Origin of the sequence: Lentzea terrae (assembly GCF_003265345.1) — a bacterium.
GTDB classification, from domain to species: domain Bacteria; phylum Actinomycetota; class Actinomycetes; order Mycobacteriales; family Pseudonocardiaceae; genus Lentzea; species Lentzea terrae.
Map to the genome: position 1 here is coordinate 520,011 of NZ_QFWW01000006.1, position 20,552 is coordinate 540,562.

Sequence of the window (20,552 nt, forward strand, 5' to 3'; positions counted from 1 at the left end):
CGTCGTCAGATGCCCCGCCAGCAACGCGAGATCGGTGCAGCCGATGAGCACGCGGTCACTGCCGCGCGCCCAGTCCTGGTTCAGGTTCGCCTCCAGCAGCGACGCGGCCTCACCCGCCTCCCAGCCGCTCTTCACGCCCTCCACCACCGCGTCGATGCCCTTCTGGCTCACCTGGTCCGGGTAGACCGGCGTGATCCCGGCGGCGTGCAGCGCGGGTTCCAGCAGGCGCAGCGAGCGGGCCGCCGATGTGACAGCGAGTGCGGGGCGCAGGACACCGGAGGCACGCAACGCCGTGGCGACGGCGGTGCGCCCGTCGAGCACCGGCACCCGCACCGCCGCGGCGATCGGTTGGTAGTAGGCGTGCGTCGTGATGGAGGTCAGCACCAGCAGCCCGCAGCCGCTGTCCTCCAGCCGGCGCGCCACGTCGCGCAGCGCCGTCGTCGGGTCGGGGCCGCCGTCGCTGAGGTGCCGCAGTCTGCTCGGGATCGCCGGGTCGGAGATCAGCACGACGTGCGGGTGGTCCTGGTCGTCCGCGCCCTGCACCGCCTCGACGAGGCAGCGGTAGAAGTAGGCGCCCGCGGCGGGGCCGAGACCACCGATGACGCCGATGCCGCGCCGGTACCGGCCGCTCATGCCGCGATCAGCATGCGCCGCAGGTGCCGTCGCCGGTCGGTGAAGGCGCTGCGCGAGTGCAACATTCGCCAGTTGTCCCAGATGAGCAGGTCGCCGATGTCGAGCCGGACGCCGAAGCAGGCCTCGTCGAAGTACGTGCGGCCCTCCTTGACGTACCGCTCCAGCAGACCGGTGTCGGAGCCGGCCAGCACGTTGTTCTCGGAGAAGCGGATGAGTAGCCTACCGTTCACCTCCTCCAGCGCCGGGTGGGTCGCGTTCAGCTCGATTCCCTGGCGGGCCAGGCCTTCGCTGGACCGCCAGTCGAACTTCTCGCTCGCCAGCCGGGCGCGGTCCTCGGCCGCCAGTCCGTCCACAAAGGACTTTCCGTCGGCGAGCAGCGTCTCACCGCCCTCACCCTGCGCCGGACGGACGCACCACAGCACGACGAACTGCGGTGGCTGCGTGTCGAGCTCGTAGCCCTCGGTGTGCGGCACGAGCGCCCGCGTGTTGCGCGAGTCGTAGACGTCGTCGAGGTCCGGCTGCGGGCGCAGGTCCCAGACCAGCTCACCGTCGTACTGCGGCATCGGTGTGCCGAACGAGGTCGCGAACCGCCGGTGGTCGAACTCCGCCGGCAGGCTCCGCAGGTGGGCGTAGCCGTCCACCTCCAAGGTCTTGCGGACGTGGTTCACCAGCCCGCGGACCCAGGCCGGCAGTGCAGGTTCGTTCATCGGTGCTCACTCGTTTCCGGTCAGGAAGTCGGTCAGGGCGGCGACGACGGCGGCGGGAGCTTCCTCCTGCGGGAAGTCGCCGCAGCCGGGCAGCAGCACCAGCCGGGAGCCCGGGATCAGCTCCGCGAACCGGTGGCCGGTCGACGGCGGCACGAGGCGGTCCTCGGCGCCGAACAACAACAACGCCGGAATAGCGAGCCCGTCGAGTGGTCCGGCGAGCGCGTCGAAGTCCTCGCCGTAGCTCAGCCGGACGCCGAGCCCGAAGCGCGCCATCACCGCACCCCGGCGGCGCAACTGGCGGTGATAGCCGCGCACCACGGCCGGATCCGGCACGAAACCGGGGCCGTGTGCGGCGGCCCACTTCTCGGCGAACGGGCGGTACGGGAACAGTGCCGCGAGCAGCGGACCGGCCACGGGCGCGGCGAGCGCGCGGTACAGGCCGAGGTTCGCCGCTCCCTCGCCGAGCGCACCGGCGGCCATCACGACCAGCCGGGACACCCGCCCGGGATGCAGGGCGGCCAGCCACGCGGCCAGCGACCCGCCCATCTGGCTGCCGACGACCGCCGGCGCGGCCAGGCCGAGCGCGTCGAACAACTCGACGAGCAGACCCGCCGCCCGCGCCGCCGTCCAGTCGCGGGCACGAGGGGCCGGCGAACCACCGCAGCCGGGCAGGTCGACCAGCACGACGCGATGCCGCCGCGCCAGGCCCGGATGCACGTCGCGCCACGTCACCGCGGACGTCAGGAACCCGTGCAGCAGCACGACGGGCGGGCCGTCGGCCGGACCGGTCTGGTAGACCCGCAGGTCCGCGTCGCGCAACCGGATCGTGCTGCTCTCCCCGAGAGCCAGTGGGCCGGCCGTCATCGGCCGAACACCTCGGTCACCAGCTCGTTGAACACCAACGGGGCCTCGACGGGCGGGATGTGCGCCGCGGGCAGCAGTTCCAGGCGCGCCCCCGGCACCAGCGCGGCCAGCCGCTCGGTGAGCACCGGCGGGAAGAGGATGTCCTCCGCCCCGCCCACCACGAGCGTCGGACAGGTCACGCCACCGAACCACGTGCTGCTGTCGTGCTCGATCGCCTGGGTGTAGATGCTGCTCAGCGCGGCCACGTCGTACTGGTCGAACATGGCCTGCCGCAACGCGGTCTCGCGGCGCAGGAGGGTGGGCGCGCCCGCTGCGGAGAACAGCATGCTCTTGAGCACCTCCCAGAACCCGGGGAGGTCACCGCGTTCCAGGAAGCCGTTGAGCATCCGCAGCAGCAACGACGTCGGCCCGTGCGCCGCGGCGAACGTGGCGATCAGGCCGAGCCCGGTGAGCCGCTCGGCGTGCTTGGCGGCGAAGTGCTGGGCGACGAGCCCGCCGTGCGACATGCCGACGACCGCGGCCTCGGCGATGCCGAGGTGGTCGAGCACCGCGGCGAGGTCGTCGGCGTGCTGCGCGTTCGTCGGGAACCCGGTCTCCGACGGCGAGTCGCCGAACCCGCGCATGTCGTAGGTGAGCACGGTGAAGTCCTTGCTCAGCGCGGAAACCTGGCGCATCCAGCTGCCCTGCAGCGTGGCGAGCAGCACCAGCGGCGGTCCGCTGCCGCGCATCCGGTGGCTGATCCGGCCACCGTCCACTTCGATGAGTTCCACTGTCGTGTCTCCCGTGGGTCAGCTGGGTACGGCTTTGAGCGGTTGCCAGTCGGCCTTGCTGCCGTGCACCTCGTCGATCACGTGCCGGCGCGGCTTGGTCGTCTCGGTGAGACAGCCCTCCTCGACGGTCGGCAGGCGATCGATCACGGCGTACGCCCGCACCCGTTCCCACGGGTGCAGACTGCGGTTCACGCCCTGCACGGCGGCTTCGAGATCCCTGCTGCCCGGCACACCGCCGGGTTCGAAGAACAGCAGCGCGCCGAGCTTTCCCTCTGGCAGCGTCGTGAGCTGGCACAGCCCGGCGCCGGTGGCGACGGCCAGCGCGGTCTCGATCGGCGCGACGAAGACCTTCTCGCCGCTGGGCAGCACCGTGAAGTCGCGCAGTCTGCCGAGCACGCGCAGGAACCCGTCCGCGTCGATCTCGCCGACGTCCGCGGTCGGCTCGAACCTCTCCGGGTCCCAGACCTTCTCCTCGATCCCGCCGGCGGTCAGCCGGCCGTGCAGGAACGGGGTCGGGGTGCGCACCAGCACCTCGCGGGTCTCCTCGTCGAGACGGACCTCGCCCCACGGGATCGGTTTGCCCACGGTGCCGGGCCTGCGGGCGTCCGGCCTGTTCAGACCGATCATCCCGAGCTCGGTCGTGCCGTAGACCTCGAAGACCGGGAGGTCCGCCTCGATCAGCTCGGCCATCAGCGCCGGGTCGGTGGGCGCGCTGCCCACGAAGATCGCCCGGATCGCGTCGCCGAAGACCGCGCGGTAGGCCGCCGCGCGCGGGACGTTCTCGCCGCGGGTGTTGGTGGCCACCCGCCAGCGGACGTGCTCCAGCACGCGCGGCACCGTGACGTGCAGCGTCGGTTGCAGAGTTGCGCTGTCGGCGGCCATGTGCGCGGGGTCGGACAGAACGAAGTCGAGCCCGGCGCGCAGGCCCCAGTAGAGCATCATCCGCTGAGGCAGGTGCGACAACGGCAAGTACAGCAACAAACGGTCACCGCGGCCGAAGCCGTAGATCTCGGCGAACCTGTCCATTGTGTACAGCAACGGGGCCGCGGCGACGGTGAACAGCTTGGGTTCGGACAGGGTGCCGCTCGTCGAGACCACGGTGAACGGGCCGGTGCGGGCCGGCGCGGGCGCGGTGCGCTCCTTCGCGTCGGCCTGCTCCACCAGTTCGTCCACCGACTCGATCCCGTGCGGCGGGGACCCGAGGAAGATCACGTCGAGACCGGCCGCGCGAAACGCCTCGACCGCGTCGCGGTTGTCCGTGAACACCGTGCGGCAGCCGCTCTCCACAGCCGTCGCCACCACCCGCGGCACCGGCGCGCTCGGGTAGAGCGCGACCGACAACGCACCGGCGAGCACGCACGCCAGGTCGGCGAGCACCCACTCGTACCCGGTCGCACCGTGGATGGCGACCACGGCGCCGGGCCCGCACCCTCTGGCCCGCAACGCCGCGGCCAGCGCACCGGCCTCCGCCCGGCACCGTGCGTGCGTGACCTCGACGGCGCGCGCACCGTTGCGCCGGAAGATGATCAGGGACGCGTCGTTGCCGGCCATGGCGTCGAGGACACCGGGCAGCTCGCAGGCCGACGGCGCCGTGGTCACCACGCTCACGCGTTCACCGTCGCCTTGCTCATGGCGTCGGTGAACAACTGGCCGTACGCGCGAAGCGTGTAGGTCCAGGTGGTGACCATCAGGTCGTAGCGCTCCGGGGTGGTGGCCGCGCGGTTGAACGCCTTGCGCACCATCTCGATGTGCTCCTGGTCCTCCTCCGAGTGCACCTTGAGGAAGGTCAGCGCCTTCTGCGCGAACTCGTACTGCGCCATGGCGACGGTGACCTTCGGCCCGAGCGAGGCGCCGAGTCCCTCGGTCGCCGCCGCGAAGCCGAGCAGGGACCGCGGGTCCTTCATCGAGACGGCCCAGTGGTTCTGGCCGACCATCGTCCAGGTGCCGATACCGGGCAGGCCCCCGAGGTAGGTGTCGGTGTCGTAGCCGAGCCGCTTCAGGTCCTGCACGCACAGCCGGTCGTGGTGGCGTTCCTCGATGGCGAGGTTGAGGAAGAAGTCCTGCAGCCAACCCTCGTCGCTGCGCGAGGCCGCCGCCGACAGGAAGTACGGCGTCTGGGTCACCAGGTGGTAGGTCTCCCGCAGGTAGGCGGCGTAGACCTCCTCGGTGAGGTCACCGCGCAGGATCAGGTCGATGAACGGGTGCTCGACGACGTCGGACCGCAGCGTGCTGTCCGTCTCCGCCAACGCCTTCTCGTAGGGAGTGGTCATGCCACGACCTCCATGATTCCGATCTTGGACATCACGTCGTCGAACCGAGCGCGGGTGCGGTCGATGTAGTCGGCGGACACGAACCCGGCGTCCATCGCGAACTGGATCGACTCCTTGAGCTGGCCGTCGAGGTAGCCGTCGAGGTGCTCGCGGTACCACTTGCAGTGATCGACGGCCCGCTTGCGCGCCTCGGGGTTGCTGTCCAGCACCTGGTTCGCGACCGTGATGCCGAACGCGACGTGCCGGCGTTCCTCCCGCTCGATGCGCTCGAACTGGTGGAAGTACGGGGTGTTGCTGCGGGCGAGCTGGACGAGCTCCTCCATCGCCAGCACGCCTTCCGCGTAGAGGTTCAGCCCGATCAGGACCTCGATCTCGTCGTCGCTGTAGAAGAGCTTGGCGAACCGGTCACCGATGTCGTCGATCTTGTACGGCTCGTGGTCGAAGTCGTGCCACGGCTGGCCGAGCATCTCCACGCCCTCGCGGAACAACCGGGCGTGCACCACCTCGTCGGCCGCGTGCCGGATCAGGAAGTTCTTCTCCCGCAAGCCCTTGCGCCGCGGCAGCCACCGCGCGCAGAGATCGATGATGTCGAGCTCGGAGTAGTAGAAGTTGACGTAGACCGTCAGGATCAGGTCCCAGGCGTTGCGGCCGTACTTCTCGATGATCTCCTGTTTGAGCGTCATCGACGGGTCGCGTTCCACGGTCGTCGCGGTCATGCCGCTCTCCTTCATGCGGTGGTGGGTTGCGGCGCCGCGGCGTCGAAGACGCTCTCGACGTCGATGGCGAGCGCCTTCAGAAAACGGCTCGTGAGGTTGTACATCCCGATCGCGAGCACGATGTTGACGATCTCGTCCGCGCCGAACTCGGCAGTGAGCCGTGCCCGCAGCTCGTCGGTGACGCCGTCGGGGTCGCGGGTGAGCACGTCCGCGGTCTCCAGGATCAGCGCCTCGCGGTCCTCGAACGCCTCGCGGACGTCGAGCAGGTCGCCCACCGCGGAGATCTGCTCCTCCGCGACCCCCGCCCGCCGGGCCGACGCGGTCATGTGCGCCACGCAGTAGGTGCAGTCCTGCGCCTTCGCCGTGCCGAGTGCGGCCAGCGCCCGCAGCCTCGGCCCGATCGAGGGCGACTTGTAGACCTGTGCCCACAGCGGCACGAACACCGTGACGAGGTCCGGGCAATGCGCCATCACCCGCAGGATGTTGGGCACGAACCCGTACTCGCGTTCGACGGCCTGGAACAGCTGCGCGACCTCCGGCGGAACGTTGCGCTCACCGAGCATGTCGACCAGTGCCATGTCCGATCTCCTCTCACTCGGCCGGCTGCAACAGCCCGTAGCTGACGACCTCGTGGACGAGGCTCTGCGCGGCGTCCCGATCCGTTCCGCCGGTGGCGAGCTCGTCGACGAGCTCGACGCTGGAGCGGCCCTGCTCCGCCAGCGCGAGCAGCTGCTCCAGCCCGGTGGTGACCGGCACCGTCACCCCGCTCGGCGTGACGAGGGAGCGGGCCGGCCGCAGGTACGAGCCATCGATCGCGAGGTCGTCGACGTAGTTCAGGCCGGTGGCGGGCACGACCGCCTGGTGCGGGTCGACGCCGATGCCGGTGGACTTGCCGTCGAAGATCTGCTCGATGGTGTCGCGCAGCTCCGACGGCACGTCGAGCCGCTTCAGGTAGCGGCTGTACCAGGAGCGGTGCTGGAACGCGCCGGCGATCAGGGAGATGAACGCCTTCTCCGGCGCGATGTCCGGCACGTCGAACTGGCTGCGCGCGTGCCAGAAGTAGGAGTCCTTGGTACTGCCGTGGCCGCCGTAGAGGAAGTAGACCTGTGCCCGCAGCCGCGCGAACTCCTTGCGGTAGGCCGTTTCGTAGAAGCGCAGCGCGTCGGCGGCGGTGACGCCGGTCTGGTCGAGGATCGTGTTCACCGTGACCGCGGCGAGGAACCCGCTGAGCATGGCCAGGTGCACGCCCGTGGAGAACAACGGGTCGATGAAGCACGCCGCGTCGCCGACAGCGATGTACCCGTCGCCGCTGAACCGGTCGTAGGAGTACGACCAGTCCCTCGCCACGTGGATCTTGTCGACCCGCTGCGCGCCTTCCAGCCGCTTGGCGAGCTCCGGCGTGCGGGACAGGCAGTCGAGGTAGTACGCCTCCATGCCCGCGCCGCGGTTCTCGTGCACCACCTTGCTGTCCACGACCATGCCGATGCTGGTGCGGTCCTCGCGCAACGGGATGAACCACCACCAACCCTCGTCGAACGTGGGCAGGAAGGTGTTGCCGGAGTCGAGGCCGGGCGGCCGCTCGGCACCGGTCCAGTAGCTCCACACGGCGAGGTTCTTGAGGTAGGGGTCCCAGCTCTGCTCGTGCAGCCGCTTGGTGACCAGCCCTCCCTGACCGGAGGAGTCGACGATCCACCTCGTGCGCACGGTGGTGCTGACGCCGTCCGGGCCCTGGAAGGTGACCGTCGAGTCGCCGTCCTCGCCGATCGTGAAGTCGGTGACCCGGTGCTCTTCACGCACCTCGGCGCCGTGCGTGCGGGCGTTGTCGAGCAGCAGCTTGTCGAACTCGCCGCGCTCGACCTGGTAGCCGTAGTCGTACGGCATCGCGAGCGCGTCCTTGAAGTAGACGGTCCAGGGCTCGCGGTTCTCGCCCCACACCCATTCCACGCCGTGCTTCTTGATGTAGCCGTCATTCTCGATTCGGTCGAGAACACCGATCCGCTGCATCAGCTCGGCCGTTCCCGACAACAGCGACTCACCGATGTGGTAGCGCGGGAACTTCTCTGCCTCAAGAATGAGGACACGTTTTCCGTAATCGGCGAGGAGGGTGCCGGACATCGACCCACCGGGGCCACCACCGATCACCACGACGTCATAGTTGGCAAGCTCTTCGGGCACAGTTGTCCTCTCGCTTCCGCGAATTCGTGCGGCGATCAGGAATAAACGGCGACGTGCGCGTCGTGCTCCATCAGGTAGCGGTAGAAGGGCGAGCTGGACCGGAACGACCGGGAAAAGAGCTCCCCGAGGTCCAGCAGGAGGGCGACGCTGAGGTCGGGCTCGTCGAGCTCGGTGTCGACGAACTCGATGCCCGTCTCCTCGAACCCGATCGCGAGCAGCGGTGCCATGGGTGTCGTCGCCGTGTTCACGAACAAGTCGGCGACGATGTGCGAGAAACCGTTGCGCAGGCACCAGTGCAGACAGCCCTTGACCAGGGCTCCGAACACGCCGAACGGCATGCCCGCCTGCCGGGTGTTGCGGTACTCCTTCAGCACCATCAGCCGCTGGCACTCGATCAGCCGCCGGCGGCCGGGGTCGCGCAGCTGCTCGATGGACGTGAACTGCTCGATCGGCAGCTGCTGCGGCGAGTCCGCGACCAGCCGCATCGTGCCGACGGCCCTGCCGTTCACCGCCGCGACCAGATACGCCGAATGCGGGTGGTACCAGTCCTTGTGCAATGCCGGTGAATCCGCCGGCAGCCAGCCGTACTCCTGCCCGTAGACCTCGCGCCACAACGTGTCGACGTTGTCCAGATCCGATTCCGAAGTAGCCACGAAAACACCGGAATCATTCGACAGAACGGCAGGTTCGTCCACAAATTTCCAGTACACGAAAACCCTCCGGAAGAAACAGCGCCCGGCAATCACCGACCTGATCTGCTGCTTTCGCAGCGTATTGCCGGGTGTTCGAACGTGTCAACGCCCGTTCCTCAGTGGTTGTGCTCCGACGATTTGCTGCGCCGGGCGACCTCTTCGGCGAGCGACAACCACGTCTTCGCACACTCCCCGGCAAGTTGCGCCACGGATTCCAGATGATGCGGCGGAATGGTTTCGAGCACTCGCGCCCAATCCCGGCTGCGCACCAGATGCAGATCGAACAGGCGCAGCAGGAAACGCCCTGTCTCGGTCATCCGCATCGACGGGTCCTGCCGCAACGGGTCGTAGAGGCGTTTGAGCTCGACCAGATCCTGCGGCGACTCGGGCTCCCGACAGACCGTCTCGTCCTCGCGCCGCGGTTCCGGCGCGCGCGGCCTGCGCACCGCCGGAGTGCCTCGGATTCTGCCGTCGCGGCCGATCCGGGCCGCCAACTGAGGAACTTCCTCAATCGTGCGCCGCACCGCGCCGACCGTCTTGGGCGACAGGCCGATCATCCCGGCGATCAGGCGGTCCGACCACTCGCCGTGCGTCCTCAGCAGCCGGGCCGCCGCGGCCTTGCGGTCCGCGAGCGTCAACGGCAGACCGTGCGCGATGTTCGCGCGCACGGCTTCGACGAACGCCTCGCCCTCGGTCCCGTTGAAGAACCTGACCTCGATGGTCGCCCGCCCGCGCAGCTTGGCCGCGGCGAGCCGGTGTGCCCCGTCGATCAGTTTCATGGTGGCGCGGTGCACCGTGATCGGCGGCAGCCGCGTGTCCAACTCCGCGAGCAGCCGCACGTGCTCGCTGCTCGCTCCCGCCAGCCGAGGTGAGTAGCCGTCGCGGACCCGCTCGACCGGGACGTGCTCGATGTCGCCGTAGCCGCCGGCGTCGCTGACTTCCATCTTTGCCCCCCAGGACTAACTCGCGTCGGTCAGGTGACTTGGGAACGCGCCCGCCTGCGCACACCCACCGAGCAGGGAATCGGGGTGCCGCCGTTGGCGTCACCTGCGCTCAGCGCGTGACCGAGGTCCTGCATCGCCTCGTCGCTCAGCACGAACTCGACGTGGTCGCAGTCCTCCGGCTCTGCACCGGGAGCGCCGATGGCCACGCGGAACGACACCCGGTCGTCGTGATCGCGCGACACCAGCACGAAGCCGTCGACCAGCCCCGCGACGAACTCGCGCGCATACCTGGATTCGCCCATTTCCCCCACTTGTCCGAGCACGACGGCAGCACGCCCTTGTGCTCTTGAAAGGCTCGATTCCCCATCAGGCGACTATCGGTGGCGCCCACGAGTCCAAACGCCTTCATGTGGTACCAGAGTCTCCTGAAACGCGCTAACACCCCGGTTTGTGCGACCTGGTCACCCGCAGCGCCGGCGCCGGCGCCGGACCGATTGGTTCTCCGGGTTCGCGGCAGTCGGCCACACCGGGAGCAAGAGCATCCACAGTGGATTGCAGGCGGCGAGAAGCGTTGTACGGCAGGGGATGCGCCCCGGAAGCGAACGCAACTCACAACCGACGCCGGAATATTGTGAGGACCGCGCAATTCCAACTCGTGCAGAATGGGACGTCATACGCACTTCACCGAATTGGGGCAACCGCAAACACACACCGTGACTGGCCCACCAGGCTTCGTCATACGTCGCATTTGTCATCCTGAAACAGTCGCGACCAAGCCGAAAGGGGCCTCACCGGACGGTGAGGCCCCTTTTCATGAGGCAAGCCTTACTTGGCGCGGGTGCCCTTGGCCTTCACCAGCTCGGACTCGAAGAGCTCCTCCACCGTCGTCAGACCGCCGGGCGCCGACCGGTCCACCTTGGTGATGTACGACTGCGTGGACGAGGGCCGCCCCACCAGCGAGTAGTGCAGCGCACCGGTCAGCCCCTGGGTGTCCAGACCGTTGGTGTCGTGGAACGCCTTGAGCACGCCGTCGCGCGTGAGGTCGCCGTTCTTGCACGCCTTCTCCACGACCGCGAGGAACACCTTCGCGACGGTGTAGCCGTGGTCGACGTAGAGCGCGGGCTTGTCGTTGGGGTAGTTCTTGTTGAACGCCGCCGCCACCTCACGTGGGCCGGCCTGAGTGCCGGTGAACGGTGCCACGGACGTCACCACGGACACCTGCTTCTCGACCGCGGCGGCGACCGGCGAGTCCAGGAGCGCGGGGTCGTAGCCGACGACGTTGACCATGAACGGCACGTCCCACTTCAACGCCGCTGCGACGCCCACCGCGGCGGCGGTCTGCGCGGGCGCGGTGCTCAGCACGATGGCCTTGGCGCCCTGGGCCTTCAGCGCGGCGATCTGCTGCGTCAAGTCGGCCCTGGTCTCGTCGATCGGCTGCTCGGCGATCTTCATGTTCCACTGCTGGCCGACGAACCGGCTGCCCTCGACGGCGTTGTCGCCGTAGCTGCCCGTGACGTACACGTGGCCAACCGTGTCGCCCTCCTTGATGACGCCACGGCGCTTGTAGTGGTCGAGCCCGTTGATGACGTCGAGGTCGTAGGTGGTGCCCACGATCATCATGTGCGGGTTGCCGAGCAGCGACGCGGCCCACGACGCGGGCGCGGTCAGCGTGCGGGTCTGCATGATGTCGGGCTCGATGGCCGCGGTCATCGGCGTGCCCGCCAGTTCCAGCAGGCCCAGGACCTGCGGCTCCAGGTCGAAGTAGGCGTCGAGCGCCTTCTGCACGTCGTACGCGTGGTCCTTCAGCTTGAGCTCGACCCGCCGGCCGCAGATGCCACCGCGGTCGTTGACCTGCTTCAGGTACAGCTCGTAGCCCTTCATGCGGGTCAGCGCAGAGGCTTTGAACGGACCTGTCATGTCCGTGAGGATGCCGAGCGAGATCGTGTCACCAGTGACGCCCGGTCCGGTTTTGACCTGGGGTTTCTGGTCTTCCTTCGCCCCGCAGCCGGCCGCTAGGACGGCGAGCGCTAAGGCGGTGGGCAGTACACGACGGCGGAAGGGCATGCAGAGTCCTCGTTCGAGAGTTCGCGACATACTAAGCGGTAGCTCAGTATTCGTTGAGCTGTCACAGAATTGCCTCTCTATGTGCTACGTGCCACACAATCGTTAGGTTCATGTGACTACCGTTCGACTACTGTGTGTGCTATTTCTTCGGCGCCGAACGAAATGAGATACGGCGTTGTCGATCACTTTTCGGGTATCCGAACGGCATGGCTGATGACGTGATCACCTTGCTGCACCGCCAGCACGAGAACATCCGAACGCTGTTCGCCGAGGTCGAGGCTGCCGTTGGCGACGAACGCAAAGACGCGTGGCATCGGTTGGTGCGTCTGCTCTCCGTCCACGAGACCGCGGAGGAGGAGATCGTCCATCCCGCCATCAAGCGCGTGAGCGGCGGCGAGCCGATCGTGGACGCACGGGTCGCGGAGGAGCGACGCGCCAAGGAGCTCCTCAGCACGATGGACGACATGGGGCCCGACGCCGAGGGCTTCGACACCCTGCTCGTGCAGCTGCGTGACGACGTGCTCGCGCACGCGGACCACGAGGAGCAGGCCGAGTTCCCGCTGCTGCGCAAGGTGCACGACCAGGAACGGCTCGAACGGATGGCGCGCGCGGTGGAGGCCGCTGAAGCGATCGCGCCGACCCACCCGCACCCCGGTGTCGAGAGCCCGGTCGCGAACCTGGCACTCGGCCCGCTCGTGGCCGTGGTGGACAAGGCCAGGGACGCGATCCGCAAGGTGCTCGGGTGAGGGTCGTCGTCACCGGCGGCAGCGGTAACGTCGGCACCGCACTAAGGCGTCACCTCGAGTTCGATGACATCGGTGTGGACGTGCGCACGCTGTCGTCATTGAGGGACGCCATCAGCGGTGCCGACGTCGTCGTGCACCTGGCGTGGGCGATCAAACCGACCGACCGCCAGACGAACGTCGACGGCAGCGAGCACGTGCTCGCTGCCTGCGTCAAAGAAGATGTCGGCCACCTGATCTGTGCGTCGTCGGTCGCGGCCTACGCACCGTCGGCGCGCTACAGCCGTGTGGACGAGTCGTGGCCGACGACAGGCATCCCTGGCAGCACGTACAGCGCGCACAAGGTCCGGCTGGAAGAGATGATCAGGCGCTACCCGTTGCCGTGCACGGTCATCAGGCCGTGCGGCATCGCGCAGGCGTCGGCCGCCCAGCAGCTGCGACGGTGGCTCCTCAGCCGTTGGCTCTCCCCGAAGCTGCTGCCGTTGCTGCCGATCCCGTTGTGGAACGACCTGCGCCTTCAGCTCGTGCACTCCGACGACGTGGCGCGCGCGATCGTGCAGATTGTGCAGCGACGCGCGTTGGGCGCCTTCAACCTCGCCGCCGAACCGGTCCTGACCGCGCCGATGATCGCTCAGCACGTCGGCGCCGGCCGGCTCGCGATGCCGTACCCGCTGATCGAGAAGCTGGCCGGGCGCGACGGCTCGGATCGGACTGCAGCCGCTGACCCCCGAGTGGGTCCGGATGGCCGATCAGGCGCCTCTGGTGCGGACCACCCGAGCGCATCAAGATCTGGAATGGTGGCCGGAACACGACGCACGTGATGTGCTGCGTGAGGTGGTCACGGCAATGGGAGGCGTGCGTGAACGAGGTTGACGCGGTCGTCATCGGCTCAGGCCCGAACGGCCTGGTCGCGGCGACCCTGCTGGCGGACGCGGGCTGGGACGTCCTGGTCCTGGAGCAGCGCGCCACGCCCGGCGGCGCCGTCACGTCGGCCGAGATCACCGCACCGGGCTTCACGAACGACGTCTACAGCGCGTTCTACCCCCTCGGCCTCGGTTCGCCGGTCATCGGCGCGTTGAACCTCGACGTGCAGTGGCAACACGCACCGGCCGTGCTCGCCCACGTCCTGCCCGACGACCGCGTGGCCCTCCTCTCTCGCGAGGTGGAAGCCACCGCGAAGTCCGTCGGCGCCTTCGCACACGCCGACGCCGACCGCTGGCAGGCCGAGTTCGCACGTTGGCTCTCCGTCCGTGACGCCGTGCTCGACTCACTGCTGCGTCCGTTCCCACCGGTGCGTGGCGGTCTCTCGCTGCTGCGGTCCGCAGGCGTTGCCGACGCCCTACGCCTGGCGCGCACGCTAACGCTGCCGGTGCGCCGTCTGGGCGAGGAACTGTTCGAAGGCGACGGCGCACGTGTGTTGTTGGCAGGCAACACGATGCACACGGACCTCGGCCCGGACCAGGCCGGCGGCGCGGGCTTCGGCTGGCTCCTGGCCATGCTCGGCCAGGACGTCGGCAACCCGGTCCCGCGCGGCGGCGCAGGCGAACTGACGGCTTCTCTGGTGCGCCGTTTCGGCGGGCGCATCGAAACCAACGCGCGTGTGTCTGGTGTCCTCCACGCCCGTGGTGTCGCTGTTGGTGTGCGTCTGGCAGACGGCTCCGTCGTGCGCGCACGCCGAGCCGTCCTGGCCGACATCCCCGCACCGTCGCTCTACCTCGACCTCATCGGCGGCGACGCACTGCCGTCCCGCCTCGCCGAGGACCTGCGCAAGTTCCAGTGGGACGGCGACACGATCAAGGTGGACTGGGCGCTGTCCGGCCCGATCCCGTGGACCAACCCGGAAGCAGCCCAGGCCGGCACCGTCCACCTCGGCGGCGACCTGAACGGCATGGCGGGTTTCGCTCACGAGCTGGCCTGCGGCAAGGTCCCGCGCACCCCGTTCATGATCATGGGCCAGATGACGACGACCGACCCGTCCCGCTCCCCCGCCGGCACCGAGGCCGCCTGGGGCTACACGCACGTCCCGCTGGGCGGCAAGTGGACGGACGACCGCCTCAAGCGCCGCGCCGACCGCATCGAGCAGGTCATCGAGGAACGCGCGCCGGGCTTCCGCTCCCGCATCGTCAAGCGCTCGGTCCTGGGTCCCGAGCAGATCGGCACGGTCAACGGCGGCACGGCGGCCATCCACCAACAGCTGATCTTCCGGCCGGTGCCCGGTCTCGGCCGCGCGGACACGCCGTTCGACCGGCTCTACCTGGCGGGCTCGTCGGCGTGGCCGGGCGGTGGCGTGCACGGGGCGGCGGGGGCGAACGCGGCACGGGCGGCGCTGGCGCGGTGGGGCGCGGCGGGCGGCCTGTACAAGGCGCTGATCCAGGGCATGCAGAAAGCGCTCTACTGACGAGCGAGCTTGCGCGTCCGCGCCGCCCGCAAATACCCCATCACCAACGCCTCCAGGTCGGGATGCGTGCTGTCCCAACCAGAAGGCACAGATCCACCACGCACCAACGCAGTCGTCTGCCGCGCCGTGTGCGAGGAATCGACCACAACACCGTCCGTCTCCAACGAAACCTCAGCAGGCCCGACCACGACCCGATGGTCGCCCAAGATCTCGTCGATCTCCCCAGCCACCTGCACCCGCCCCTGGTCGAGCAGCAACAGGTGGTCGCACACATCCCCGAGGTCGGTCAACAGATGGGAAGACAGCAAAACCGTCGTCCCCCGTTCCGCCACCTCGGTCATGACGATCCGCAACGTCTCGTCGCGCGCCAACGGGTCGAGGTCGGACAACGGCTCGTCCAAAAGCAACACCTTGGGCAACCGGCCCAGCGCGAACGCGATCGCCACCTGCGTGCGCGCGCCGGCGGACAGGTTGCCCACGCGAGCGTCTTTGTCCACGCCCGCAAGGAGATCGAGCACCTCGAAGGCGCGGGCGGCGGACCAGCAGTCGTTCAGCGCGGCGCCCGCCCGCATCATCTCGCGCACGGTGAACTGGTCGTACAACGGACGTTTCTGGGTCAGCAGCGACACGTCGGGATGCATCTGGCCGCGCACCGGGGTGCCGTGCACGCTCACCGTGCCGGAAGTAGGCCGAGCGAGACCGGCGATCAACGACAGCAACGTCGATTTGCCGGCCCCGTTCGGCCCGACGAGCCCCGTGACGCTGCCCGAAGGCAAGGAAAAGCTGCAGTCGTCGAGCGCGCGCACGCGGCCGAAGTGCTTGGCCACGTTCGAAGCGTGCACCGGGCTGGCGTTCATCAAGACTCCACAGTGGACATCAGTAGTGCGCCGACCGCACGTCCGTGTAGATCGCGTCGACCTCGTCGACCGACAGGCCCTCGTCCACGGCGCGACCCATCCACTGGTCGAGGTCCTGCCGCAACGGCGCGTCCGGCCGTGCGAAGGAGGTGGCGAGCGACGCCGTGATGAACGTGCCCATGCCCCGGCGGCCTTCGACGAGGCCCTCGTGTTCGAGTTCGCGGTACGCCTTCAGCACGGTGTTGGGGTTGACCCTGGTGGCCTCCACCACCTCCCGTGCCGTCGGCAGCTTGTCGCCGGGGCCCAGCAGTCCCATCCGCATCGCCTGCTTGACCTGCGCGGCGATCTGGAGGTAGGTGGACACCCCTGAGTGCCGATCGATGCGAAACTCGATCACGCCGCCCAGCATAGGGTGCCCACTCTCTCAGGCCTGCCTGCGCACAGCCCACACCGAGCCCAGCACGAACAGCACCGCGAGCCCGGCGAAGATCGACGCTTCGAGCAGGTGCACCGTGGTCGCCTGCTCGAACGGGAGGACTTCGCGGAACGACCGCGCAAGGCCGTTCTGCTGCCAGCAGGCGGTCCTGTCCTCGACCGAGACCTCGATCCGCGCGTTGGGGACGCACTTGGCCTGTGCCGCGTTCACGTCGGTCACCACGGCTCCCTTGGCGTCCAGGAAACCCGTGTTCTTCACGACCTGGCCAGGGCCCATTCCGGCGTAGGGATCCGTCAGCTCGTTCGACAGCACGCGGACCGGCTCGATCGTGCTCTCCCGCCACGTGGAGAGGAAGCCGCGCGTCACGACGAAGACGCCGAGCGTCAACGTGATCGCGACGAGCGTCCGCCGGAACAGCGCGCCGACGAACACGCCCAGCGTGTAGGCGAAGAGCGTGTACGCGATCGGCGACACACCCTGAGCGTCGAAGGTGGAGAAGTAGTACGGCCCTCCCGCCAGCGGCCCGAGCTGGCCCGCCGCGTTGACCCAGCTGCGCACGAGGAGCTGCAGCACCGCCACGAAGAGCAGCGCGGGCAACGCGGCGACCACGAACTTCGTCGCCATCCAGCGCGTCCGGCTGACGGACTGGGTGAACGCCAGCACGTGCGTGCCCTGCTCGAACTCGCGCGCGAACAACGGCGCACCGATGAAGAGGCCGACCAAGGCGGGCACCACGATCACCAGGAGCTGCGCGAAGTGGATCAGGTCGTACCAGCTCTTCTGGAAGGCGCGGGGGCCCTCGCCACGACATGCCTGCAGGGTGCCGTCCCGCACGCAGTCCACGATGTTGCGGGTCTGCAGATCCGAGACCATTCCCGCCCGCAGCAGCAGGATGGCCGCCGCCGCCACGACCAGCCCTGCCGCGAGTGTGATGAGCACCGGGCGCTGCTGCCGCCACACGATCCAGGTCATGCCGCCACCTCCGCCCGCATGTAGGCGAGCGCGAGCTCGCCCAGCCGCTGCATACCGGGCTGCCCGGCGTGCGCCCGCAACAGCTCGGAGACGTCACCCGCCAGCCGGACGCGGCCGTCGGTCAGCAGCACCAGGTGGTCGCACACACCTTCCAACTCCGCCAGCACGTGCGACGACAGCAGCACGGTGATGCACTGCGTCCGGCACTCCTCCACCAGCGTCCGCAGCACGGTCTCGCGCGCCAACGGGTCGAGGTCCGCGAGCGGCTCGTCCAGCATCAGCAACCGCGGCCGCTTGCCCAGCGCCAACGCCAGCGCGACCCGCGTGCGCTGACCGCCGGACAACGTCCCCACCTTCGCCGCGAACGGCACCCTCGCCCTCTCGACGAGCGATTCGGCGTACGCCTGGTCCCAGCCCGGATTGGCGCTGCGGCCGTAGTGCAGCGTCTCGGCCACGGTGAACTGCGGGTAGAGCGGCTTGGCCTGCGTCAGGAACGCCACCGCCGGGTGCATCCCGCGGCCGTTCGGCACGTCGCCGAACACGGCGATCCGGCCGGCGGTGGGGCGGATCAGTCCGGTGATCATGCCCATCAGCGTGCTCTTGCCGGCACCGTTCGGGCCGACCAGGGCCACGATCCGGCCCGCCGGGACCCGCAGCGTGCAGTCCCGCAACGCCCAGCCCCGCGAGTACTTCTTCCCCAGGTTCTCCGCCACGACGGGCGGGTGCTCCCTCTCTGACATGGGAGCAACCGTATCACCCTTTCACTACTTAACTAGTGAAAGGGTTGTTCAACCCCGTCCGCGCGCCAGGGCCTCGAGGCGCTGCAGCGTTTCCTTGTTGCGTGGAATGAGCATCAGGTCCTGCACGAACTTCGGCAGGTATGCCGTCGGCCCGCGCACCACGCGCTCGGCCATCCGGACGTGGGTCTGCGTCTCGGACCGCGCCTCCACGGTGATGGCGATCCGCGCAGCCCCCACCGGCCACAGCCGGGCGTCCAGCTCCAGCGAGGAACCGGGCTCGCAGCGCACCACCTCGGTGGTGTCCTGGATGACCAGCGGCCACGGCCCCACGCTGTGGTGGATGCGCGTGCCGGACTTGGGCCAGCCGGTGTCCACGTCGCGGATGTGCGACGCGCCCACCACCCAGCCCGCGTACGACCAGCCGTCGGCGAGCACTGCCCAGACAGCCTCGATGGGCGCTTCGACGTTCAGAGAGACCTCAGCCACCCTGACGAGGTACCCGCAGGATTACGAGGCAATCCGGCGCGTGCGGCGGCTTTCGGCCTTGCGCTGCAGGTGGTCGGCGGTGAGCTCCAGCTCGTAGGACCGCAGGGCCTGGTAGCGCGGCGAGATCCGGAGGGCGAACGTGCCGCTGAGCCGCTCGATCGCCGACGCCGCGCGATCGAGCCGCCTGCGGGCGGCGTCCAGGCCACCGGCTCGCAACATGCGCAGGCAGTTCTCGGCCTCGCAGTTGTACGAGCGGAGCATCAGCGCCGACCAGTCCTCGACGAGCCTGCGCCCGGTGGCGTCCGACCCGTTGTAGGTGACCTGCCCGCCGCCCTCGATCGCGGCACCGGTCTTGATCAGCGTCTTCATCTCGTCGTGGATCAGGTCGAGCTGGGCCTGGTGGTCGGCGGCCGCGTCGGTGCGGAACACACCGGCCCGCTGGAAGGTCAGCTCTTCCTTCAACGGTTGCAGCTCGGCGCGCGCGTTCTTGATCCGGTGGCGCAACGCCACCAGTTCCGCACCAGCCCGGTCGGCCTCCTCCAGCGCCTCGGTTTGCGCTGTTCGGGCGTCACCGATTCGAGCGAGCAGCTCCTGCAGGCCTTCCACAGCCCGCTCCAGCTCAGCGACCCGGCGGTTCTTGCGCCCGAACATGATTACCTCCCCGAACAGCGACGAAAGGCCCACGACCGTTCCATCGCAAGGAGGAATCCACCGTTATCTACCGCGCTATGCACTCACACCATCGAGTGAACCCACGAAACGAACGAATCCTTCGGGGTCCTCGCACGTCTCCGACTGCTGCAAGATCACGCTGGTCGCGCCGGCGGCAGCCACCTGGGAGACCAGGTCCGTGACGAACGCCCGGTCCCGCGAGTCCGTCTCCACGTAGACGACGATCGGGTGCTCACGGGTGGCCCGCATCGCGCGGACCCGGTCGAGATCAGCCGACGCGTCCAGGATCGTGCCGTCACCGACCTCACCGGCGAGCTCGAGGGTCTTCGGCCCGAGGCCGCCCACGTAGATCGGCATCGGCGCGGGTGGCGGCCAGTCCAGCGCCACGTCGGTCAGCGACACGTACGTGCCGGAGCAGGTCACCCGTTCGCCGGCCAGCAATGCCTTCAAAGCGTTGGTGTACTCGCGCAACAGGGTCAACGGGGACGACACCCGCGCGCCGACCTGGCCCATCCACGACTGCAGCCCGTGCCCGACGCCGATCGTGACGCGGCCGGGGAACAACCGGTCGAGCGTCGCAGCCTCCATCGCGGTCAGCGCGACGTTGCGCAACGGCACCGGCAGCAGGCCGACACCCACCTTCAGGCGGGAGGTCCAGGCGAGCGCGGCGGAGGCGGCCGCGATGCCGCTCTCCAGGAAGCAGTCCTCCCACAGCCACAAGGAGTCCACACCGGACTCCTCGGCGGCGAGGACGACGGAACGCAGGTTCTCAGGCGGAAGCTGGGGCCGGTAGACAGCGCCGAGTGTGGTCACCCGTCCACTACTACCGGCCCCGGCCGTGCTTCAGCAACAGAGTTGGATCAGCCGGCGTTGTGGTAGGTGACGTCCCAGTGGTTCGACTCGCGGTAGTAGATGTTGCCCGCGGCCGACTTCCACTTGTTGCCACCGATGGACGTGAAGGTCCTGGTGATGTAGTTGTTCACGCAGGTCGACAGCCGGTAGTCGACCTTGTAGCCGTTCCAGTGCGAGTAGGTGCCCGACGCGTGGCCGGTCTCGGTGCCGCCCGTGATGGTCAGCGCACAGCCCGACGCCCGCTTGAACGTCTTGGCTCCCGCGATGGTCGTCTGGTTGATCTGTTCGAACGAGGTGCAGTTCGGACGGTTGCGGTCACTGCAGCCGCCGCTCGAGGTCCAGGTGATGCCGGCCGCGCGCAGCTGCGCGGTCGCCTGCGCGTGGGTGTACTTGGCGGGAGCCGCCGACGCGACCGACGCCCCCATCAGCAGTGCGGCGAACATCGCGACCACAGCTGCGATCGTGCGAACGAACATGCTCTCTCTCCTTATGCCCAAAGCAAGACGCGCAGAAGCTAGGAAGAGGCGGTAAAGAGACGCCTAAATCGACCTTTGGCCGATC

General features: G+C 68.8%; 23 protein-coding genes and 1 pseudogene. 3 read left to right on the forward strand and 21 right to left on the reverse strand.

Going from position 1 to position 20,552, the window contains the following annotated elements; translation table 11 throughout:
* The 13 genes from DI276_RS11525 to DI276_RS11585 form a co-directional block, all read right to left on the reverse strand.
* Positions 1–633: aspartate/glutamate racemase family protein (locus DI276_RS11525; protein ID WP_112263373.1), on the reverse strand; the 633-nt coding region annotated here is incomplete at its 3' end.
* Entirely contained in the window at positions 630–1,340 is a 711-nt protein-coding gene (locus DI276_RS11530; RefSeq protein WP_112263241.1) for a TauD/TfdA family dioxygenase, read from the reverse strand. The genes DI276_RS11530 and DI276_RS11525, both read right to left, overlap by 4 nt.
* A 6-nt stretch (positions 1,341–1,346) precedes the next feature.
* The gene (locus DI276_RS11535; RefSeq protein ID WP_112263242.1) at positions 1,347–2,204 is read right to left on the reverse strand and encodes an alpha/beta fold hydrolase; all 858 of its coding nucleotides are present in this window, start codon (positions 2,202–2,204) and stop codon (positions 1,347–1,349) included.
* On the reverse strand, positions 2,201–2,974 hold the full coding sequence (locus DI276_RS11540) for an alpha/beta fold hydrolase (protein ID WP_112263243.1): 774 nt from the start codon (positions 2,972–2,974) through the stop codon (positions 2,201–2,203). The genes DI276_RS11535 and DI276_RS11540 overlap by 4 nt, the downstream gene beginning before the upstream one ends.
* A gap of 18 nt (positions 2,975–2,992) precedes the next feature.
* Positions 2,993–4,582 carry an AMP-binding protein gene (locus DI276_RS11545; RefSeq protein WP_112263244.1) on the reverse strand — a complete coding sequence of 530 codons (1,590 nt, stop codon included), beginning with the start codon at positions 4,580–4,582 and terminating at the stop codon, positions 2,993–2,995.
* Entirely contained in the window at positions 4,579–5,244 is a 666-nt protein-coding gene (locus DI276_RS11550) for an iron-containing redox enzyme family protein (RefSeq protein WP_112263245.1), read from the reverse strand. Before DI276_RS11550 ends, DI276_RS11545 begins: the two co-directional genes overlap by 4 nt.
* Complete coding sequence (locus DI276_RS11555) at positions 5,241–5,960, reverse strand: hypothetical protein (protein ID WP_112263246.1); 720 nt, start codon at positions 5,958–5,960, stop codon at positions 5,241–5,243. The genes DI276_RS11550 and DI276_RS11555 overlap by 4 nt, the downstream gene beginning before the upstream one ends.
* Positions 5,961–5,971: 11 nt before the next feature.
* Positions 5,972–6,538, reverse strand: a complete 567-nt coding sequence (locus tag DI276_RS11560; protein ID WP_112263247.1) for a carboxymuconolactone decarboxylase family protein — start codon at positions 6,536–6,538, stop codon at positions 5,972–5,974.
* Between the two features lie 13 nt (positions 6,539–6,551).
* Entirely contained in the window at positions 6,552–8,135 is a 1,584-nt protein-coding gene (locus DI276_RS11565; RefSeq protein ID WP_112263248.1) for an NAD(P)/FAD-dependent oxidoreductase, read from the reverse strand.
* A 35-nt stretch (positions 8,136–8,170) separates the two neighbouring features.
* A complete protein-coding gene (locus DI276_RS11570; RefSeq protein WP_157984655.1) occupies positions 8,171–8,788 on the reverse strand; it encodes an N-acyl amino acid synthase FeeM domain-containing protein in 618 nt (205 codons plus the stop codon).
* A 155-nt stretch (positions 8,789–8,943) separates the two neighbouring features.
* Positions 8,944–9,771: a ParB/RepB/Spo0J family partition protein gene (locus tag DI276_RS11575; protein WP_112263250.1), complete on the reverse strand. Its 828-nt coding sequence runs from the start codon at positions 9,769–9,771 to the stop codon at positions 8,944–8,946.
* A gap of 29 nt (positions 9,772–9,800) precedes the next feature.
* Positions 9,801–10,073, reverse strand: coding sequence for a hypothetical protein (locus tag DI276_RS11580; protein ID WP_112263251.1), 273 nt, complete (start codon positions 10,071–10,073; stop codon positions 9,801–9,803).
* Between the two features lie 523 nt (positions 10,074–10,596).
* Positions 10,597–11,865: an ABC transporter substrate-binding protein gene (locus DI276_RS11585; RefSeq protein ID WP_112263252.1), complete on the reverse strand. Its 1,269-nt coding sequence runs from the start codon at positions 11,863–11,865 to the stop codon at positions 10,597–10,599.
* A 176-nt stretch (positions 11,866–12,041) separates the two neighbouring features.
* Here DI276_RS11585 and DI276_RS11590 point away from each other — a divergent pair, with 176 nt between their 5' ends.
* The 3 genes from DI276_RS11590 to DI276_RS11600 are packed head-to-tail and all read left to right on the forward strand — an operon-like array spanning position 12,042 to position 14,976.
* Positions 12,042–12,581 (forward strand): hemerythrin domain-containing protein, encoded by a 540-nt coding sequence (locus DI276_RS11590; protein WP_112263253.1) that lies wholly within the window; start codon positions 12,042–12,044, stop codon positions 12,579–12,581.
* Positions 12,578–13,399 carry an NAD-dependent epimerase/dehydratase family protein gene (locus tag DI276_RS11595; protein WP_112263254.1) on the forward strand — a complete coding sequence of 274 codons (822 nt, stop codon included), beginning with the start codon at positions 12,578–12,580 and terminating at the stop codon, positions 13,397–13,399. Before DI276_RS11590 ends, DI276_RS11595 begins: the two co-directional genes overlap by 4 nt.
* Positions 13,399–14,976 carry a phytoene desaturase family protein gene (locus DI276_RS11600; protein ID WP_112263255.1) on the forward strand — a complete coding sequence of 526 codons (1,578 nt, stop codon included), beginning with the start codon at positions 13,399–13,401 and terminating at the stop codon, positions 14,974–14,976. Before DI276_RS11595 ends, DI276_RS11600 begins: the two co-directional genes overlap by 1 nt.
* On the opposite strand, the gene DI276_RS11605 is transcribed toward DI276_RS11600, so the two are convergent.
* The 8 genes and pseudogenes from DI276_RS11605 to DI276_RS11640 all read right to left on the reverse strand — a co-directional run bounded on the left by DI276_RS11605 (position 14,970) and on the right by DI276_RS11640 (position 20,467).
* Positions 14,970–15,833 (reverse strand): ABC transporter ATP-binding protein, encoded by an 864-nt coding sequence (locus tag DI276_RS11605; RefSeq protein WP_232836582.1) that lies wholly within the window; start codon positions 15,831–15,833, stop codon positions 14,970–14,972. The two genes, DI276_RS11600 and DI276_RS11605, sit on opposite strands and share 7 nt — an antisense overlap.
* Before the next feature lie 19 nt (positions 15,834–15,852).
* Positions 15,853–16,230: a GntR family transcriptional regulator gene (locus DI276_RS11610; protein WP_198680570.1), complete on the reverse strand. Its 378-nt coding sequence runs from the start codon at positions 16,228–16,230 to the stop codon at positions 15,853–15,855.
* A 27-nt stretch (positions 16,231–16,257) separates the two neighbouring features.
* Positions 16,258–17,241 carry an ABC transporter permease gene (locus tag DI276_RS11615; RefSeq protein ID WP_112263258.1) on the reverse strand — a complete coding sequence of 328 codons (984 nt, stop codon included), beginning with the start codon at positions 17,239–17,241 and terminating at the stop codon, positions 16,258–16,260.
* Between the two features lie 233 nt (positions 17,242–17,474).
* Positions 17,475–17,981: pseudogene (locus tag DI276_RS11620) on the reverse strand (ATP-binding cassette domain-containing protein); the annotation flags it as partial.
* 48 nt (positions 17,982–18,029) lie between these two features.
* Positions 18,030–18,467: an SRPBCC family protein gene (locus DI276_RS11625; protein ID WP_112263260.1), complete on the reverse strand. Its 438-nt coding sequence runs from the start codon at positions 18,465–18,467 to the stop codon at positions 18,030–18,032.
* Positions 18,468–18,488: 21 nt separating this feature from the next.
* Positions 18,489–19,118, reverse strand: coding sequence for a DUF4041 domain-containing protein (locus tag DI276_RS11630; RefSeq protein WP_157984657.1), 630 nt, complete (start codon positions 19,116–19,118; stop codon positions 18,489–18,491).
* A gap of 75 nt (positions 19,119–19,193) precedes the next feature.
* The gene (locus DI276_RS11635; protein WP_112263262.1) at positions 19,194–19,952 is read right to left on the reverse strand and encodes an LLM class flavin-dependent oxidoreductase; all 759 of its coding nucleotides are present in this window, start codon (positions 19,950–19,952) and stop codon (positions 19,194–19,196) included.
* Positions 19,953–19,999: 47 nt separating this feature from the next.
* Entirely contained in the window at positions 20,000–20,467 is a 468-nt protein-coding gene (locus DI276_RS11640; protein WP_112263263.1) for a hypothetical protein, read from the reverse strand.
* Positions 20,468–20,552 lie beyond the last annotated feature (85 nt).

Bases quoted from the DNA above. Each gene is read 5' to 3' on its own strand.
- DI276_RS11560 (WP_112263247.1), bottom strand. From the start codon at position 6,538: ATGGCACTGGTCGACATGCTCGGTGAGCGCAACGTTCCGCCGGAGGTC.
- DI276_RS11555 (WP_112263246.1), bottom strand. From the start codon at position 5,960: ATGACCGCGACGACCGTGGAACGCGACCCGTCGATGACGCTCAAACAG.
- DI276_RS11550 (WP_112263245.1), bottom strand. From the start codon at position 5,244: ATGACCACTCCCTACGAGAAGGCGTTGGCGGAGACGGACAGCACGCTG.
- DI276_RS11605 (WP_232836582.1), bottom strand. From the start codon at position 15,833: ATGAACGCCAGCCCGGTGCACGCTTCGAACGTGGCCAAGCACTTCGGC.
- DI276_RS11535 (WP_112263242.1), bottom strand. From the start codon at position 2,204: ATGACGGCCGGCCCACTGGCTCTCGGGGAGAGCAGCACGATCCGGTTG.
- DI276_RS11530 (WP_112263241.1), bottom strand. From the start codon at position 1,340: ATGAACGAACCTGCACTGCCGGCCTGGGTCCGCGGGCTGGTGAACCAC.
- DI276_RS11575 (WP_112263250.1), bottom strand. From the start codon at position 9,771: ATGGAAGTCAGCGACGCCGGCGGCTACGGCGACATCGAGCACGTCCCG.
- DI276_RS11615 (WP_112263258.1), bottom strand. From the start codon at position 17,241: ATGACCTGGATCGTGTGGCGGCAGCAGCGCCCGGTGCTCATCACACTC.
- DI276_RS11590 (WP_112263253.1), top strand. From the start codon at position 12,042: ATGGCTGATGACGTGATCACCTTGCTGCACCGCCAGCACGAGAACATC.
- DI276_RS11640 (WP_112263263.1), bottom strand. From the start codon at position 20,467: ATGTTCGTTCGCACGATCGCAGCTGTGGTCGCGATGTTCGCCGCACTG.
- DI276_RS11585 (WP_112263252.1), bottom strand. From the start codon at position 11,865: ATGTCGCGAACTCTCGAACGAGGACTCTGCATGCCCTTCCGCCGTCGT.
- DI276_RS11580 (WP_112263251.1), bottom strand. From the start codon at position 10,073: ATGGGCGAATCCAGGTATGCGCGCGAGTTCGTCGCGGGGCTGGTCGAC.
- DI276_RS11600 (WP_112263255.1), top strand. From the start codon at position 13,399: ATGTGCTGCGTGAGGTGGTCACGGCAATGGGAGGCGTGCGTGAACGAG.
- DI276_RS11630 (WP_157984657.1), bottom strand. From the start codon at position 19,118: ATGTTCGGGCGCAAGAACCGCCGGGTCGCTGAGCTGGAGCGGGCTGTG.